Source organism: Enterococcus sp. AAFC-DPL-5182 (assembly GCF_058216605.1).
Genome location: NZ_CM177101.1, coordinates 2,622,181 through 2,638,877, shown reverse-complemented (window position 1 = coordinate 2,638,877; position 16,697 = coordinate 2,622,181). Strand labels below are relative to the sequence as shown.

Sequence of the window (16,697 nt, the reverse complement as noted above, 5' to 3'; positions counted from 1 at the left end):
TATGAAGGTGAAAAATTATGTAATTTTTGGAACAAGGGCTCTAGGTATTCATTTTGCTAAAGCTTTACAATCAAGTGAAAATGAAATGATTATGGTAAATAGAAGTGGAATATGCCCGGAACCTAGTGTTACCGCAACAATTCAAATGGTCGATGCATTGAATAAAAAACAAGTTGTTGAGGTATTAATATGAAAAATGAAAGGTTAAAAAAACAATTGCTTGTTTGCTTGCGCTACATTTTAATTCCTCTGTTAATAGGCACAATTGCAAGCATATGGATTAAAATGTCGATTTTCACTATTACAGCAATCATTTATGCAATCTTGCTCGTTTTTATGATTCCTTCAGACATATTTTTCAGTAGTACGTTAGATTACAACACAAAATCTGTTAACCCAAGTTATAAACATGAAATATCCGACTATATTGGTAGTACGAAGCATCAACTAATTAATTTTACTGTGGTTGCTTTGGGGTTAGTGGCTTGTTTATTGATTGCTTTTTTGAACTAATTCACTTACAGATGAAAAACTAAACAGTGAACTTCAAAATAAACAATCAGAATTTTATTTTATTTATTTCAATCTGAAAAGATGGAGAACGATGCACTTGAAATCGAACGGATTTATATCGATTTAATGATGAAGCAGGAATTAGTTTGAATATAAAAAAATACTCAACAAAATTGATGTAGTCGTAGTTAATTTTGCTGGGTATTTTTATTGAAGCTAAAAGAATTATTTGGTCATAGATATGTTAGCTTCATTTATCGGAAAATCAAATTGGAGTAAGAAATATTGAGAATGGCAATAAAAATGAAAAGAAGTATTTTTATATTTATTTAGTATTTTTTTGACAGGATATAAATCAGATTTTTTTATATTCTTCTGCATATCACTTTGATTTTTGAGTAAATTTTCCGCAACGTTGCGATCCGTTGCTTGGTTGCTTATCTCTATAAAAATGTTATTTTTTTCCTTTTTTAGTGTAAGCAAAATATCATCCTGTTCGTTCAAAGCATATGAAAGTGAATGTGACAGACAATGAATAAGATCTGCAATTTGGATAGATATATCGGTTTCTTGAATAGGAGTAGGAATAGATAAATGAAGAGTAGCGTCCTTCCTTTTAGCAAGATCAAGAAATTGAATCAATAACCCTTGAATAGACGGAATTTCTATATAAGCCAATTGTTCATAAGGTGTATCTTCTAAAAGCGGTTGAGAATAATTAACAATGGAAGAAATAAATTCTAAGGCTTCTTTTGATTCTCCATTTTGAATGTAGCTATTTAGACTCAGTAAAATATTTCGATAATCATGGCGAAACTCATCAGATAATGTAATTTTCTCCATCTCTTGATTAAATTGTCGGGAAAGAATATTTTTTTCTAACACTTGTTGATCGTATTGACTATAGATAAAAGCAGTAAGGTGAACAGTGACACTTAAAATCAATAAGACAGCAGTGATATAAAAAAAGGATTCTGTAAAATAACCATTTACCATAATTCTTCTTACCGTCCCTAAAAGAATTAAAAAAATGATTCCTATAATAGACTGAATTTTGTACTTTTTATTGATCCTAGAAATTGAATCGAAGATTAAAAATCGCTTATCAAAATAGTTAAATCCTTGAATAAAAAGAAACAATAATAATTGTTGTAAGAGGATCGACACATTTGTATACTGTTGAAATTGCTGCAAACTGATATAATTCGTTTCAAATAGTAACTTTAAAAAATCGTAAGTAAATAACCAAGAAAGAATTAAAAATGAACTGTTTAGAAAAAGAAATAATACCATCAAAATCCAACTATTTAGGTGGCGAAGGACTAAAATCGGTTGGAGTATGAAGAATAGTAGTAAAAATAAATCACTATTTCCTACTTGAAAAAAATTTGAAATAAATTCAATGATTAAAAGTAATGTAAGTACTAGAGTTTGTTTCTTACTAGTATATTTTTTATAACCTAAAAACCAGGTCAGCTGCAAGAAACTCAATGTGAAAAAACTATAGTAATAAACTTGACTCTCCATTGATAATAGACACCTTCTTTTTTAGCCAGAGGAGTAAAACTTTTTCGGAAGATTTTACTCCTCTGGATTTTTAATTTTAGGTACAGAGAAAACGATGATAAAAAAATGATCTTTTTTAGAAATTCTAAAGGTTGCTTTTTTGTATGCGGCGACGATTTTGGAAAAGATATGTAGTCCTTTTCCTTGATGATTTTCCTTAGTCGAAAAATTATTTTGGAAAAACTCTTGCAAGGCGATTTCAGGATTATCCACATAAGTATTTTTGACAGTGATTGTTATGTAATCAACAGTCCCATCAATGCTAAGAGAAATTTCTTTTTCTTGACTGGTAAGAGCTGCTTCATAAGCGTTATCCAAAAGAATTGAAAAACAGCGAATGAAATCAACGAGGTTCATTGCACTAGCACGTAGATCTTGTGTGATTTGTATCGTTAGGTCAATTGAAGAGCTATCACACTTCTTAATAAAGTTTGTCAAAAGACCTTGAATAGATGGTGCATTCACAATAGCAATTTTTCTATAGAGATTAGGCGTAAGAAATGAATCAGAATAATCAATAATATCATTTAGTTGTTTAGAAGCATGAGCCAAATCATTTGCTTCCAAATCCTTTGTTAGGCTAGCAAGTAATTTTTTGTATGCATGTCTAAAGGTTGTTGCAAGCTCAATCTTTTGTTTTTCTCGTACATACATATCTGATAAGAGGATAGAATATTGTTTTTCTTTATAGTATTTTGTCAGTAAAAAAATATTCCAAGAAAAAAATGCAGTAAAGCCAACAACGATAAATGTGCTGTAAAAATAAGCAGCAGAATAGCCTCTGAATACGCCAGATTGCTGCAATCCAATTGAAACAAATAAACAAACAAGAATAGCAAGTGAGAGTCCTCGATGCTTTTTCGGAAGTAAAGTTAACGAATTGATTATCGACGATTTCTTTAATGAATAACGGGCGATAAAGAAAAAGAATGCGAGTAAAAGTTGCTGAGCGATGACGAATAAAAAAAGATAGCCTCTATATATATGCGGAGAAATAACTTTATTAAGCAATAGCATATTCCATAAATCAATAGTAGGTAGCCACGAAATCAAGATAATCGCATCTTCAAAAACCAATAAAAGGGCTGAAATCAGCCAATCATTTAATTTTCTAGTAATGAAAATAAATTGAGTGATAAAAAAAAGAAACAATAACAATGTAAAGTATGTATTATGAAGAAAAATACTAAAAGTTCCTTGAAGTAAGAGCAAACTGGTTAAAATAAGCGACTCTCTAACGGACAGAAACTGTTTATAAACAAGCATCCAAATGGCTTGGATATAATTAAGCGATAATAAAGCCACAAAATAGATATTATCAATCATCATTATATACCCGCAAAGCCTTTTTTACTTTATCAATGATCTTTGCTCCAATCGGAAGTACTTGCTTTCCTTCAAAGAAAATGTGCTCATTTTTTCTATCAATTGCCATAATATTTCCAAGATTAATAATATAAGACTGCAAAGAAGTCATCATGTAGTCCTGATTCAATTGTTTTTTTATTTTTCCGATTTTGGCTTCAATGATCATTTCTTCAGATAAAGTTTTGATTAGTAATCGTCCACTTAGTCCTTTCAACGATTCAATATAGCAAATATCCCGTGCATTAATAAAAAGTGTTTCAGAACCGTTAGAAAATTCAACTTTATCTTGCTTTAAACGCCAAAAATTTTTTGAAGTCAATTGGCTTTTATTTAACATGTCATTGATTAGCTGTTCAGTTTCAGAGGGATTTTTAAAATTTTTAACAAGATAACCCAAAGGGAAAATATTATTATTTAATACATTTATTGCTTTATCTTCTAAGCTAGTTAGAAAAATAATCGAACATTTTTTATTATACTTCCGAATTTCTAAGGCTAAATCAATTCCAGTATATGTAGTCTTTAGATCAATATCTAAGAAAAAAACATCATTATCAGTAATTGTCAATGTAGGAATTTCTTCCATAAAAGTTAAATGATTTGAAACGTTTGATAATTTTAAATCAAAAAAATTATTTTTACATTCATTTAAATAATGAATGATTTGTTTTCGCTGCTGATTATCGTCTTCAATAACATATACAATCATGTCTATCTCCCTATGTACATTTATTTACGAATGATAGTAACACTATTTATAAAAAAAATAAAGATAAAATAGTTCAGCAGTTAGTAAAATAGAACGCTTACATGGCATTTCCTTCTTTTACTGAAAAGAATAAACTATGTTTGTAAATATAAAAAAAAAATAATTTTGCAATAAAATTTAAATAGGAGGGCAACAATGGTTAAATTAGGATTTATTTCATTAAATAGTAAAAGCGAAGAATTGTGCAATCAATTACAAACATATTCTGATATTGAAGTGGTTTGTCGAGAAGAATTTAATGATTCCGACGATTATGATGCGTACTTTATTCTTGGAGGAGATGCTCAACTTGCTGATATCTGTAATTATTATATGAAAATAGAGAATTATTCTTTTTGTCCAGTTTGGATTTATAAGGAAAATTGTAGTAGAAATGATCGACTTTTACTATATAACTTGGGTGCAATCAGTGTGTTTCATAATGAAATGGATCAAGAAGAAATAGTCAAAGCAATACATAATGGACTGGTTTTAGTGCAACAAAACATGGAATCTGACAATCTTGCAAAGGCTAAAAGAAAAAATGAAAAGTATTTCAAAATGATTAGTGAAAATCTTTGTGTACTTTTGGATAATAGAAAAACGGTCTATTTAACAAAAATGGAGTATAAAGCACTTTCTATTTTGTATTCTTCTTCTCCAAAAGCTGTACCATATAAAAAAATGTACGAAGAGCTTTGGGGGATACCTTACGAGAATCAAAAATATAAAATAGCGAATATCATTTTTCACTTAAGAACAAAACTGGAAAAGGATATCAGTTCTCCAAAAATTGTCAAGACAGTCAGATCAAATGGTTATTTATTTAATGATAATTATAAATAGACTGGTAGTGATTTGGAAACTAAGGAGAGACAAAGAACGATTATATACAGGAAATGGAAGGTAAACAATGTGAGTAAGAAAAGCTATGACTATTTTCAAAAGTATCGACTCTACTACTATGGTAGTGGAATTCTATTCGTTGGGTGGATTATTTATTTCACTTTTTTTGGGTCTTTTTATGAAAAAATGATCTATTGGGTAGATGATAATGCAAGGTACCTCATTAAGTTAATATTTATATCGAATTTTTATCTTCCAGAATTATTAATGTATACATTCATCTATTTTATTTTGATGCTTGTCAGTTTGTATCTTCTTTTTTTCTTCTATTTCAAAAATAAAAAACAAGAGGATATTCAGAAAAAAACAAAATATTTTCTATTTATATATCTGTGTTTCATTATCATTGCGTCTGGGGTATTACTATGTACAATTTCTTGGCCCTATTTTTTTGCCATTTTTATTGCCTCTTTCACAGTTGTCTATATCACATATGCTATAACTAAATTTCTTTATGAAGATTCACAAATAAAATATAAAGATGGTGACTGTATCAAAGAGGCGAGTACGTTTCATACAGAAGAAGAAGCCAGAAAGAGTGTACGAGAGTTTTATGAATATTGGGCGTCGTATTTTAATGATAGAGACTTTCAGGTAGTAGAAGAAATAAAACAAGAAGGAAATGGCACATATAAGATTGCTATTTATATAAAAAAAAAGAATGATTAAATTCATTCTAGATAGGAGAATTTTTTTGAAAAAAAGAATTTATAGTTTATTTATCGTAATAAGCTGTCTTATGACATTAATGATTCCCAGCAATACAGTAGTTGCCAAAGAGGATAACACATTAGGTTTTACGGTTTCACCTGTCCAGCCTAAAACACAGCTGGATAGTGAAAAGAGTTATTTTTATATAAAAACAACACCAAGCGAAATGCAAACATTAGAAGTCCGAGTGCAAAGTACAAAGAAAGAAGAAGTCCGACTACATGTCTATGCAGTCAATGCATACACTGGGAATAATGGCACGATTGAATATACTGATGATTTATCGACTAAAGATGAATCACTTCAACAACCGCTAACTGACTTAGTGAAGATTGATACGCCCGAGATTACGATTGGGAATTTTGAAGAAAAAACAGTCAAAATTCAGGTGACACCAGCAAAAGATAAGTATTCTGGTATTAAAATGGGTGCCATCGTTTTTCAATTAGAAAGTGAGAAGAAAAAGCAAGGGGTTTCGACAGAATTTTCTTACAAGATTGGGCTGATCACTGCAGAAAATGGAGATGAATTCAACAATGGTAAAACGTTAAAGTTAAATTCTGTAAAAGCTTCTATGACGCGTGGGAAAAAAATGGTCTTAGCTCATTTACAAAACCCTGAACCTAAAACGTTAGAAGATCTAAATATTGTTGCAACCATGACAAAAAAAGGATCCAATGAAGTAATCAAACAAAAAACGGTTCAAAATTATAAATTAGCGCCCAACAGTTTTCTTGACTTTGAACTTGACTGGGGCGTGAGTAATTTACCTTCAGGATCTTATACGTTAAGTCTAAAGGCAAAAAATTATAATGAAAGCTGGGATTTAACTAAAGATTTTACGATTACAAATCAAGAAGCACAAAAAATCAATGAGGAAAGTGCCTTTAAAATCATTACGCCAACTTGGCTAAAAATCACAAGTAGTTTCTTTCTACTAATCAGTATTGTCTTAATTATTATTCTATTTTTAAGAAGAAGAAAATGGGAAAAAAGATGGAGGAAATTAAGAATAGCAAATAGGAAGAAAAAGAAAAAAAATAAACGAGAAAAAAGGTGAGGAGTATGAAAAAAGTGTTGCTTGCTTTTGGCTTGCTCGCTATGTTACTTCTTTATTTTACTCAAGTAGTGTGGGCAGTGGATGGTACAAGACAAAACGATGTGGGAATCACTTTTGAGTCACCTATAGTGGAGTCAACGAAAAAAAAACCTCCTAAAAAGTCAAATCATGAGCTTCCATCTACAAAAGGAAAAAGCGGGTATTTGCCTCATTTAGGACAAATGCTCACCTCATTTATTCTCTTATTGACGGGTGTCTCTTGTTTAGTTGCCTTTTGTGGCATCGTACTGTTTAGGAAAATTTATTATATATAATGTATGGGAGTAAACTATGACTGATTATTTATGGATATATATTCTTGGGGGTATTTCCTCTGTAACACTGATTTATTTTTTAATTACTTTTTCACGAGATGTGTTTTTAACTAGAAAATTAAAGTTGAAGAAGACCAATTTAGTACTGAACTTTTGTTTGCTATTTCTGACGTTAGCTAGTTTAGCGCTGATCATTTATTTGTTTATATTACTAAAAGATCAAATCAAATTATTAGAATAAAGCGTTATGCGAACAACTTACAACAATAACTGTCACTATTTATCTACATTTAACGAAAGGTGATGGGAAATGAAAAAGGTTCTTTTAACTATGTTAGTAGCATCAGCAGCAGTTGCTTTATTTGCTGTTCCAGCAAATGCTGATGAGGTTTCAAATGATACAACAGATTTGGGGATTAGTTTTGATACGAATGGTGATAATAAACCAGGGGAAGGCCCATTTAAAGATAATTTAGCCATTGCTTGGGTACCATCAAGATTTGATTTTGGTAAGCAAAAAGCAACTGGAAACGTTGCAACCTATAATGCAGCTTCAACTGATAATAAACAATACTTTGTTGTTAATGATGATAGAACACCGGATAAAGATGGTTCTGTTTCTGCTTGGAAAGCGAGTGCAACTTTATCAGAATTTAAAACTACAGGAGATGATACAGGCCTGAATGCAACATTAAGTTTTAATCTTGGTAATGTTCAAAAATATGATATCGGGACAACTATAGATGAAACTCTAAATGATTATACGCCGCAAGATCCTACCGCATCTGGTGTATTAACTGCTTTTAATCCAGTTGATCCTTCTATCGTACTTGGAGACGGTAGTGCCCAAACTGTAACCTTGGATGCTGATGCTAAGTCAAGTGTCACTATCTTAGGCAAAAAAGAAGCCAATCCATTAAAAGGCGGTTTTGCAACAGAGATTACAGACCAAAAACTAAAAGTAACAGCATCTAAAGAAGCAGCTGGAAAATCTTATTCAGCTACATTATCTTGGAGCTTAAACAACACATATTAAGAAAAATTATGGATTTTAAATAGAATAATTAGAAAAACGTAGATAAATAGTTCACAGTTATTGTTGTAAGTTGTTCACAAAAGTCAGAAATTAGTAAAACATAGAGTTGCATTTGAATCAAAAAAATGAGAGATGGATAAATATGAGAATAGGCAAACTGTGCTTTTTGATTTTAATGTATATAACATTGATGATGAGTCCTATTGTTGGACAAGCAGAATCAACTCATCAAATAAACTTAAATGATTTCTCCTATGAAGTAATCATGCCAAAAAATCAAAAAAACAAGGATATAGGCTATTATGATTTATTAGTTGAGCCAGAAAAATCTGAAATAGTCCAGTTAAAATTGAATAATGTATCGTCTAAGTCAATGGCTTTAGCATTAAAGTACAATAGTGCGAAAACTAATAGTAACGGTGTTATTGAATATGGTCCAAATAATTTGATGAAAGATCAATCATTACTTTACGATTTCGCAGAAATTGTTACCGGACCGGATAAGATTACGATCGAACCGAAAAGCAGTAAAACTATCAGTATAATGGTTCGCCCGCCAAAGGAGCGATTCAAGGGATACATTGCTGGAGGCATTCAAATCATGCCAGTGGATAAATCAAATGTAGATAAAGATGTAGATGAAAGTGTTGTTACAAATAAATTTGCTTTTCTTGTTGGAATGTTGCTAAGTGAAGAACGTACAATAGAAACTAAAAGTGAATTGTTATTTAATTCAATTAATGTAGATAATGAAATGGATTTCCATCAGTTGATCTTAAATTTTTCAAACGTTAGACCTGTGTTTGTAGAGGATATGAGTGTTGATATTGAAGTAAAGAGCAAACAAAACGGAGAAACGAAGTTTGAGTTAAGAAATACTGGTATGAGAATGGCACCTAATACGCAAATAAATTTACCCATTGATATAAAAGATAAATTAACTGAAGTAGGCAAATACGTAATGGAGGCTACTATTAAAACCAGAGATGGTGGTTCTTGGAATTGGGAGCAAGAGTTTACGTTGAGCGAATCAGAGGTAGAGCATTTTAATGAGCGGCTAAAGGAGAAAGAGGTTGGTTTTAACTACGTATTATTGAGCATGATTGGCGGGACAATAGTACTGTTCATTTTAATTTTATGGATGTATATCATAAAAAGGAGGAAAAAAAATGAAAATAAATAGGAGGCTAATAATAAAGTTTGTTTTGTATATTTCTGTTAGCTTACTTTTTATAGTTTTGTCAAACTCAGATGTCTCTTATGCTGTAACTGTTTCTGATGTATACACAGGTGTTTTTGCTGATGGGAAAGCCGACAATCCTAAGCCCTGGAGAGCTGATAAACCAGTAATTCGACCTATTTATAATGGTAATTCCGAAACAATTCTACAGGATGTTACTTTGAATGGGGCAAATTTTGTAGGATTTGGATGGGCTAATAGGAAACCATATGTAAAAGGTACTGTTATTCTGTACACAAATGTAGGGGTATATAATGGTAGAAAGTTAACTTTATCTATAACTTTATTGCGTCCGTTTTACCTAAATGGAGGTTTTCAGGCGTATCTTACTGATTCGTGGGGAATGCGTATGGAGCAAATTTACACAGATTCGGCTGAAACTATTAAATATCAATTAGTTTATGATGATACAAAAGAACCTGTTAAAGATATTTTGTTAGAAATTCCGATTAAGGATATTCCCGATTGGGGTAAGGCTGTAACGTGGAGGAAAATATACTATAATTTAGATAATTTGGAGCATGTATATATTAGATATAGAAATTTAAATTTAAAAACTAGTACTATATCAATCGGTTTAGATGAATTTGACAAAACAGCTACGAAGCAAAAACTCATTGTATCTCCAAGTGCCTCAGACTTTAATTCTGAGCCACCAGATGAGTATGGGACCGTTCTCCAGGCTGTTCCAACAATAGTTATTACAGATAACAACGTTCCTACTATTGTTGGTATCAGAGCTAGCTGGAAAGCGTCTCAAACATTTTTTGATAATTCTTACTCTTTACCACATTTGCCGTATTATCTAGCTCCCGATGGTACTGATAGTACGACAAAAGATGGTAAATTTATGAGTGAGTATGAAGTGTATCAAGATGTCATTGAAGCAATGGACCCGTTTTACCCAGATGTTTTTTCAATTTACTTTGAGGATGAAAAGAAATATTTTACTAATTTCGATTCAAATAATTTTGTAGTCAAAGATAAAGATGATAAAGATATTACTAAGTTGTTATCTTATACTAAAATTAGTGAGAATAAATTTAAAGTAGATATTCCAACTTCTGTTTTGAGTAGTTTGAAAAATAATTCGCTTAAATTTATTTATTCAAGTTCTGAATATGATAAGTCAAAATTATCATCTGCTTATGATGCGTCAAAAAATGCATTTGTTTTTCCTATAACTGCCTACAATTATTATAAAAAAGATGGTCTTGAGAGTACGTCCAAAAAGTCAACAATCAATAGTATTGTTCCTGTCATACTATCAGCAACAGCAGTAGATCAAAGAGTTTCTTTAAATAGTTCAACAGACGATTTGGATTTGACAAAGGTATTAAAAGACCCAGTGAGTAATATACCTGACGATCAAGTTAAACTAAGTTTAGATAGCCCTGAAAAACGATTTACAAAAGTGGGAACAGAATCGATTGCTGTAAAAGTTTCAAGTAGTAAAATACCTTCAATTACGAAATCGTATACTATAAAAGTGAACGTTGTAGATGATCTTGTAACATCAAGTTTTTTTGAAAATCAGTCATGGATAATTAATGAACTAAATAAGCAACTATCACCAAAAAAAATTGATGTAAACATGTATTTCAGTGATCTTGTGAAAATTACAAAAATTAATTTAACGAATATATCGGGAAATCAGTACATACCGAGATCCATTAGTGGATTAATCAATCTAAATGAACTGTCTTTGACAGGAAAATCCGCTCAGAATAGTGGATTGGTAGGAACAATTCCTAAAGAAATGGGTCGCCTATCTGAATTAATGATTCTTGATTTATCAGATAACAAGCTAGAAGGAACCTTGCCAGACGAATTAAATAATTTAAAGAAGTTGACTGTATTTAATGTATCAAAAAATATTTTTTTTGGTCAACTTCCTACTTTCTCAACGGTGATAGACTCATTTAATGTTAGTGAAACAGAACTAACGTATAATACGAATAGTTTACCTGCATTTATTTCACCAAAAAATGGGCTTACAAAAGATAGTTTTGTTTACAATGCTAGGGATCGTTATCTTCAACTGATATCTCCAGAAGTGAAAATCTATAATGAGCATTTGACTGAAATTAAGCCATTTGATCCATCCGAGCGCTCTAAATTTGAGCTAGGAGCAAAAGTTTATAAATCAGGTGCAGCACTTAGTGAGGTTGATAAGCCCAAGAAACTCCTGGAAGGACACATATTTACAATAAGAGATGCTGTATCAAATAAGCTATACTATGAAGGCAAAGCGGATCCGAATATATCAATTCCATATTCTAAAGGAATTATTTACAAAGTAATTATGGACAATGCTGAAAGCAATCCTAATAGTACCATTCAGATTACCACGAAAGTACAAAAACAAAAAGTTACCGTTAAATTTGTAGATGAGACAGATGAAGCTTTACATGAGCCAATCACCTTTGAAGGAATTATCGGGACTAAGCTAAACTTAACGCAAGAATCAAATGTACAAAAGGTCCTCAAAGATCTCGTAGGAAAAAACTATCAAATAAAACAAACTCCAGAGCCTGAAAATGCTGTCAAAATTCAAGAGAAAGAATCAACGGTAACCTATCAGTTTGAAGGAACTTTATTTGTTTATTCCAAACCGAATATCCTTAGTTTTGGGCTTCAGACCTTAAGAAAAGGGCATCGATTTATTAGGGTGGAAAAAGCACATTTTGATCAGTCGCTAATCATTTGGGATAATCGTAAAAAAAGTAATTCTTGGACAATCAGTGCGACATTAGAAAAGCCGCTGACAAGTGTAACAGATCCCAATTATACGCTGCCTGATGCAATTAAGTATAAAAGAAGCGAAACGGATACTCTCCCCCTTTTAACTGGAAATGCAGTAGAATTGGCTAAGAAAACAAGTAATGGTTCCAATAAATATAATGTAAGTAATGAGTGGAAAGCAGGAAAAAGTGGTTTCCAACTAGAAGTCCCGACTGGAAAAGTTATTCAGCCTGGAGGGTATCGAGCAACGATTTTATGGCAAGTAGGAGATACGCCGTAAAGCTTGTTTAAGTTATTCTTTACTAAAATATTGAGAAAATCTGATATGAGCGTTAAAATTGCATTCGTTATGTGCAGTTTTAACGCTCGTATTCTTTAAAAAGAAGTCATCAGTAAGACTAGTCTGACTATAAGCAAAATAACCTAAAAATCTCTTATGAACCTGTATAATAAGTTTATCGGTTTATAAGGGGAATGATCATGAAAGACGGTTTGTACTACGCAACACAATTTCGCGAGAAAAAACTGAGTGTAACAGAATGGATCGATGAGCGAGTGCAACAAGTAAAAAAGCTAAATCCTGAACTAAATGCAGTTGTGGATTGGGATGCTGAATCAGCGAAAAAACAATACGAAACAAAAGGAGCAGAAACTGGTCCTTTTTTTGGCTTGCCTATTCCTTATTTTAAGCAAGGATCATCTTGTAATAAGCGGCTACTATGCAAGAAAGAATTCAAACGTTTTCGACAGAAAAGTTGATATCTTAGACATAAAAAAATTAGTGAAGTTTGGTTTACCAAAAGATTTAGGGACAGTAATTCAAGAACCTACATTACGTGGAACAAAAGGAACTTACGTTTCTCAAGAGATTCAGTTTCTTTTTGAGGATGGAACGATCATTGGTTGGAATGTTCGTCCGTATACAAAAAAGTAAATAAGAGAGTTATCAGAATTGCTCTATCTAAGACATGGCATTGTGGCATGTGATGAATTGCAAAAAGAAGTGAGAAACAACAGATTCAATTGAATTTAATTTTCTGTTCGCTAGTCAAACTCAAACCTATCATCTAAAATTTAGATTAAAGGAGCGTGAGAATATGGATTGTTATAAAGGGGCATGTTTTTGTGGAGCTGTCCAATTTGAACTGAACTTAAAAAATTTGGATTTAACGATTTGTCACTGTTCCATGTGTAGAAAACTGACTGGTTCTACAGGTTTTGCCAGTTTAGAAGCAGGAGAAAGTCTTCATTTAACGGATACAGATGGCCTATCTATTTTAGATTCTTCTACGGTAGGAGAACGCGCTTTTTGCAATAAATGTGGGACGAGCTTATTCTATCGATTTAAATCTTCAAACGAATATTTTGTACCGCCAGCAATCATTTCTGATTTGCCTGAAGAAAATATTAAGTTGATTGAAGAAATATTTTATGATAATAAACCGTGTTACTATGAATTTTCAAATAATACAATCAAGAAAAATGAAGTAGATTTTCAATAAAGAACTGTTGAAATAGAATAAAAAAGAGTTTAGGAACAAAACCTGAACTCTTTTTAATACCCTTAAAAACAATTTAAGTAGACAGTAGGAGATGGTTCAGAGATGAAAAACAAAAGCTTAAAAAATCAATTACTTATTTGCTTCCTTTATATTGTAATTCCTTTAATACTAGGCGCAATTGCAAGTATATGGATCAAATTATCAATTTTCGCTATCACAGCGATTATCTACGGCATCATGCTTGTTTTCATGATTCCCTCAGATGTTTTTTTCAGTAGTACTTGTAGATTACAATATAAAGTCTGTAAATCCAAGTTATAAAGATGAGAAGCCAGATTTTATTGGCGGAACGAAGCAACAATTAATCAATTTTGCTGTTGTTGCTTTGGGTCTAGTAGTTTGTTTACTGTTTATTTTGATTGAGTGATGTAAGACTAGAAATCAAAATAAACAATGTAGAATATCTAGTAACGTTTAAAGTATTAAGTATCCAAACATTTACTGATACCTTAGCGAAGCGTAAAAACAATATATTTATCAAGCCCACACGGATGAAAAATTGATGGATGGGTTTCAAAATAAAGAGTCTGAATTTATTTCAATAAAGGACTTGCTGCATACTTAAAGATAAATAGTGATGATGCGCAAACTGAAAAAAATGAGAACGATGCACTTGAAATCAAACGGATTTATATCGATTTGAATTTTAAGAGACTGGGTCTTGGTAAGATGCTTTATAATAAAGCGATAGAACGAGCGAAAGAGTTAAACAAGTTTTCTATTTGGTTAGGTGTTTGGGAGTGTAACTTTGCTGTGATGAAATTTTATCATAAGATGGGCTTTACCCAGATAGGCGGGCATTCTTTTATATGGGAGAGGATGAACAGATTGATTTAATTATGAAGAAAGAGTTATCTTGATCTTTTGAGTATTTGAATGAAACGTATGAGTAATCAGTTGCTGAACTAAGATAAACTAGAACTGTTAAAAAGCTTGAGAAAGATTTCTCAAGCTTTTTTATATACTAAGAACAACAGAAGATACTTTTTAGTGGCTGTTCGATTACGATAATAAGTGAAACTACAAGCATGGTATACTCTATTTTATCGATGAAAGAAAGGCTATTTCATGTTGATAATAGATGATTCCTTATTGATCTCAATGAATTAGTTGAATGAGTATACGTTGTTTGATAAAAAAGAATGAAACACAAGTACTAAGATAGGAAGCAACTACATTAGACAGGAATGGATAATTATACAAAAAAAATAATTTTTTATTTAAAGAAATAAACCATAGAAACAAAATCCATTTAGTTATTATAACTTTCGTTATATCCGTTTGATAGCGCATATATTTTTTGTTTTAAAAAAAATAAAATCAAATGATTTTATTTATAATTTATAATTTAAATGTTTTTTAAAATTTATTTCTTGTTATATTAACAAATAAGTAATTTTGGTAAAAAATGAAAAACACTTATTTGATATAACCAATAATATACTCTAATTATCGTGTTGTCAACATTTTTTTTATTTTGTATTTTTTAAATCAATCTATTTTCTTTTGTATTTAGTTATTTATTGGTATTATGAAGTGGTATTTATACGCCGTCAAATCGCCGTCAAAATAAGGGAGGAAATGTTCATGGTTAGAAAAGGAGAAAATATTTATAAAAGAAAAGATGGTCGTTGGGAAGGGAGATATATAAAGGGAAGAAAGGAGAATGGAAGTGCTATATATGGTTATATCTACAATAAGAAGTACCTAGATTTAAAAGAAAAATTAATGAATATGAAAGCGCTGTATTCGAATAACTATACATTTAAAACAATCATCTATAAAGGGACACTTAATGATTGGGTGACTTGTTGGCTGAATGAAGCACAAGCACATTTAAAACCAAGTACTTTCGCTGGTTATACGAATAAGATGACAAAACATGTTCTACCATTTTTAGGAGATATTCTATTACAATCCATCACAACACCGATTTTGAATGACTGGATAAAAAAAATAGAGAATGATTTATCGCCCAACTCTGTCCGTATTGTTCATCAAGTTTTGACATCTTGCTTCATTGGGGCAGTAAAGAGAGGTCTCATCAAAGAAAATCCGTGTAAATATGTCGTTTTGCCTAAAAAAACAATTAATAAGGTTAGTGCACTTACTTCATATGAACAAAAGCAATTAAAAAAACAAGCTGCTACACATGCTAAAGGCTTAGCAATCTTAATCGCTTTGGAAACTGGAATGAGAATTGGAGAAATTTCTGGATTAAAATGGGAAGATATCAACTTTTCATCAAACATTATTACTGTAGAACGCACAGTACAAAGAATTCAAATGAACAATGATAGGAATAAAAAAACGAAAGTTATTGAAGGGACACCTAAAAGCTTTTCTTCTAAACGGACCATACCGCTTTCTAAAAATTTAAGCAAGCTTTTAATTAAACAGAAACTAAAAAATAATGGTAGCTATGTATTGGGGGGAACAAAACCAGCGGAACCACGATTGATATCTATTTGGTTGAAAAAAATATGTCAAAGTATGAAATTTACCAATATTCACTTTCATCAACTTAGACATAGTTTTGCTACTAGATGTCTTGAAAAAGGGGTAAACATAGCGACCATTAGCGCTTTATTAGGGCATCATTCGCCTAAAATGACCTTAGATACTTATTTAAGTTCCTTTATGTCAGAAAAAAGAAAAGCAATTAAATTAATAAGTTAGTCTATCTACTTTTCAAAAAAATACAAGTTTTGGAAATAGATAGATTTTTTTGTGATTTTCAAATAACGATGGTTTTATGAAAAAGGTAGGGACTTATTTTTTTAGTTGAATAGTGTAATGAAGAATATAAAGATTAATATAATTTACGCCGTCAATTTTGCCGTCAGATAGTCCTTTAAGTACTGATATCAATAGCTTAAAGAAGTTTTTCATATTTGTTAATAAAACAAGAAGTAAATATAAAAAAAT

19 protein-coding genes are annotated in these 16,697 nt (G+C 31.1%); 16 read left to right on the top strand and 3 right to left on the bottom strand.

The window, feature by feature from the left end:
- Position 1 precedes the first annotated feature (1 nt).
- Positions 2 to 193, top strand: a complete 192-nt coding sequence (locus AC4BB7_RS12305) for a hypothetical protein (protein WP_490483229.1) — start codon at positions 2 to 4, stop codon at positions 191 to 193.
- Positions 190 to 513: a hypothetical protein gene (locus tag AC4BB7_RS12300; protein WP_490483228.1), complete on the top strand. Its 324-nt coding sequence runs from the start codon at positions 190 to 192 to the stop codon at positions 511 to 513. The genes AC4BB7_RS12305 and AC4BB7_RS12300 overlap by 4 nt, the downstream gene beginning before the upstream one ends.
- A 225-nt stretch (positions 514 to 738) precedes the next feature.
- On the opposite strand, the gene AC4BB7_RS12295 is transcribed toward AC4BB7_RS12300, so the two are convergent.
- From AC4BB7_RS12295 to AC4BB7_RS12285, 3 genes are all read right to left on the bottom strand, one after another.
- On the bottom strand, positions 739 to 1,509 hold the full coding sequence (locus AC4BB7_RS12295; protein ID WP_490483227.1) for a hypothetical protein: 771 nt from the start codon (positions 1,507 to 1,509) through the stop codon (positions 739 to 741).
- Positions 1,510 to 2,094: 585 nt separating this feature from the next.
- Positions 2,095 to 3,408, bottom strand: coding sequence for a GHKL domain-containing protein (locus tag AC4BB7_RS12290; protein ID WP_490483226.1), 1,314 nt, complete (start codon positions 3,406 to 3,408; stop codon positions 2,095 to 2,097).
- A complete protein-coding gene (locus AC4BB7_RS12285) occupies positions 3,398 to 4,156 on the bottom strand; it encodes a LytR/AlgR family response regulator transcription factor (RefSeq protein ID WP_490483225.1) in 759 nt (252 codons plus the stop codon). The genes AC4BB7_RS12290 and AC4BB7_RS12285 overlap by 11 nt, the downstream gene beginning before the upstream one ends.
- Before the next feature lie 195 nt (positions 4,157 to 4,351).
- Between AC4BB7_RS12285 and AC4BB7_RS12280 the strand changes: the two genes are divergently transcribed.
- The 14 genes from AC4BB7_RS12280 (at position 4,352) to AC4BB7_RS12215 (ending at position 16,448) form a co-directional block, all read left to right on the top strand.
- Positions 4,352 to 5,041, top strand: a complete 690-nt coding sequence (locus AC4BB7_RS12280; protein ID WP_490483224.1) for a winged helix-turn-helix domain-containing protein — start codon at positions 4,352 to 4,354, stop codon at positions 5,039 to 5,041.
- A gap of 69 nt (positions 5,042 to 5,110) precedes the next feature.
- Positions 5,111 to 5,770, top strand: coding sequence for a hypothetical protein (locus AC4BB7_RS12275; protein WP_490483223.1), 660 nt, complete (start codon positions 5,111 to 5,113; stop codon positions 5,768 to 5,770).
- Positions 5,771 to 5,795: 25 nt separating this feature from the next.
- Positions 5,796 to 6,872: a WxLIP family cell surface protein gene (locus AC4BB7_RS12270; RefSeq protein WP_490483222.1), complete on the top strand. Its 1,077-nt coding sequence runs from the start codon at positions 5,796 to 5,798 to the stop codon at positions 6,870 to 6,872.
- Between the two features lie 5 nt (positions 6,873 to 6,877).
- The gene (locus tag AC4BB7_RS12265; protein WP_490483221.1) at positions 6,878 to 7,186 is read left to right on the top strand and encodes a hypothetical protein; all 309 of its coding nucleotides are present in this window, start codon (positions 6,878 to 6,880) and stop codon (positions 7,184 to 7,186) included.
- A gap of 16 nt (positions 7,187 to 7,202) precedes the next feature.
- Entirely contained in the window at positions 7,203 to 7,427 is a 225-nt protein-coding gene (locus tag AC4BB7_RS12260) for a hypothetical protein (RefSeq protein WP_490483220.1), read from the top strand.
- A 69-nt stretch (positions 7,428 to 7,496) separates the two neighbouring features.
- The gene (locus AC4BB7_RS12255; RefSeq protein WP_490483219.1) at positions 7,497 to 8,222 is read left to right on the top strand and encodes a WxL domain-containing protein; all 726 of its coding nucleotides are present in this window, start codon (positions 7,497 to 7,499) and stop codon (positions 8,220 to 8,222) included.
- Between the two features lie 142 nt (positions 8,223 to 8,364).
- Positions 8,365 to 9,405 (top strand): DUF916 domain-containing protein, encoded by a 1,041-nt coding sequence (locus AC4BB7_RS12250; RefSeq protein WP_490483218.1) that lies wholly within the window; start codon positions 8,365 to 8,367, stop codon positions 9,403 to 9,405.
- Entirely contained in the window at positions 9,392 to 12,487 is a 3,096-nt protein-coding gene (locus AC4BB7_RS12245; protein WP_490483217.1) for a MucBP domain-containing protein, read from the top strand. The genes AC4BB7_RS12250 and AC4BB7_RS12245 overlap by 14 nt, the downstream gene beginning before the upstream one ends.
- 200 nt (positions 12,488 to 12,687) lie before the next feature.
- On the top strand, positions 12,688 to 12,966 hold the full coding sequence (locus AC4BB7_RS12240) for a hypothetical protein (protein ID WP_490483216.1): 279 nt from the start codon (positions 12,688 to 12,690) through the stop codon (positions 12,964 to 12,966).
- Positions 12,967 to 12,988: 22 nt separating this feature from the next.
- On the top strand, positions 12,989 to 13,141 hold the full coding sequence (locus tag AC4BB7_RS12235) for a hypothetical protein (protein WP_490483215.1): 153 nt from the start codon (positions 12,989 to 12,991) through the stop codon (positions 13,139 to 13,141).
- 163 nt (positions 13,142 to 13,304) lie between these two features.
- Positions 13,305 to 13,709: a GFA family protein gene (locus AC4BB7_RS12230; protein ID WP_490483214.1), complete on the top strand. Its 405-nt coding sequence runs from the start codon at positions 13,305 to 13,307 to the stop codon at positions 13,707 to 13,709.
- A gap of 262 nt (positions 13,710 to 13,971) precedes the next feature.
- Positions 13,972 to 14,136 carry a hypothetical protein gene (locus AC4BB7_RS12225; RefSeq protein WP_490483213.1) on the top strand — a complete coding sequence of 55 codons (165 nt, stop codon included), beginning with the start codon at positions 13,972 to 13,974 and terminating at the stop codon, positions 14,134 to 14,136.
- A gap of 164 nt (positions 14,137 to 14,300) precedes the next feature.
- On the top strand, positions 14,301 to 14,606 hold the full coding sequence (locus tag AC4BB7_RS12220) for a GNAT family N-acetyltransferase (RefSeq protein WP_490485151.1): 306 nt from the start codon (positions 14,301 to 14,303) through the stop codon (positions 14,604 to 14,606).
- Positions 14,607 to 15,356: 750 nt separating this feature from the next.
- The gene (locus AC4BB7_RS12215) at positions 15,357 to 16,448 is read left to right on the top strand and encodes a tyrosine-type recombinase/integrase (protein ID WP_490483212.1); all 1,092 of its coding nucleotides are present in this window, start codon (positions 15,357 to 15,359) and stop codon (positions 16,446 to 16,448) included.
- The last annotated feature ends 249 nt before the right edge of the window (positions 16,449 to 16,697 follow it).

Coding starts and splice junctions, on each gene's coding strand:
- AC4BB7_RS12215 (WP_490483212.1), top strand. CDS start 15,357: ATGGTTAGAAAAGGAGAAAATATTTATAAAAGAAAAGATGGTCGTTGG.
- AC4BB7_RS12245 (WP_490483217.1), top strand. CDS start 9,392: ATGAAAATAAATAGGAGGCTAATAATAAAGTTTGTTTTGTATATTTCT.
- AC4BB7_RS12240 (WP_490483216.1), top strand. CDS start 12,688: ATGAAAGACGGTTTGTACTACGCAACACAATTTCGCGAGAAAAAACTG.
- AC4BB7_RS12295 (WP_490483227.1), bottom strand. CDS start 1,509: ATGGTAAATGGTTATTTTACAGAATCCTTTTTTTATATCACTGCTGTC.
- AC4BB7_RS12260 (WP_490483220.1), top strand. CDS start 7,203: ATGACTGATTATTTATGGATATATATTCTTGGGGGTATTTCCTCTGTA.
- AC4BB7_RS12285 (WP_490483225.1), bottom strand. CDS start 4,156: ATGATTGTATATGTTATTGAAGACGATAATCAGCAGCGAAAACAAATC.
- AC4BB7_RS12265 (WP_490483221.1), top strand. CDS start 6,878: ATGAAAAAAGTGTTGCTTGCTTTTGGCTTGCTCGCTATGTTACTTCTT.
- AC4BB7_RS12230 (WP_490483214.1), top strand. CDS start 13,305: ATGGATTGTTATAAAGGGGCATGTTTTTGTGGAGCTGTCCAATTTGAA.
- AC4BB7_RS12225 (WP_490483213.1), top strand. CDS start 13,972: ATGTTTTTTTCAGTAGTACTTGTAGATTACAATATAAAGTCTGTAAAT.
- AC4BB7_RS12250 (WP_490483218.1), top strand. CDS start 8,365: ATGAGAATAGGCAAACTGTGCTTTTTGATTTTAATGTATATAACATTG.
- AC4BB7_RS12255 (WP_490483219.1), top strand. CDS start 7,497: ATGAAAAAGGTTCTTTTAACTATGTTAGTAGCATCAGCAGCAGTTGCT.
- AC4BB7_RS12305 (WP_490483229.1), top strand. CDS start 2: ATGAAGGTGAAAAATTATGTAATTTTTGGAACAAGGGCTCTAGGTATT.
- AC4BB7_RS12300 (WP_490483228.1), top strand. CDS start 190: ATGAAAAATGAAAGGTTAAAAAAACAATTGCTTGTTTGCTTGCGCTAC.
- AC4BB7_RS12290 (WP_490483226.1), bottom strand. CDS start 3,408: ATGATGATTGATAATATCTATTTTGTGGCTTTATTATCGCTTAATTAT.
- AC4BB7_RS12280 (WP_490483224.1), top strand. CDS start 4,352: ATGGTTAAATTAGGATTTATTTCATTAAATAGTAAAAGCGAAGAATTG.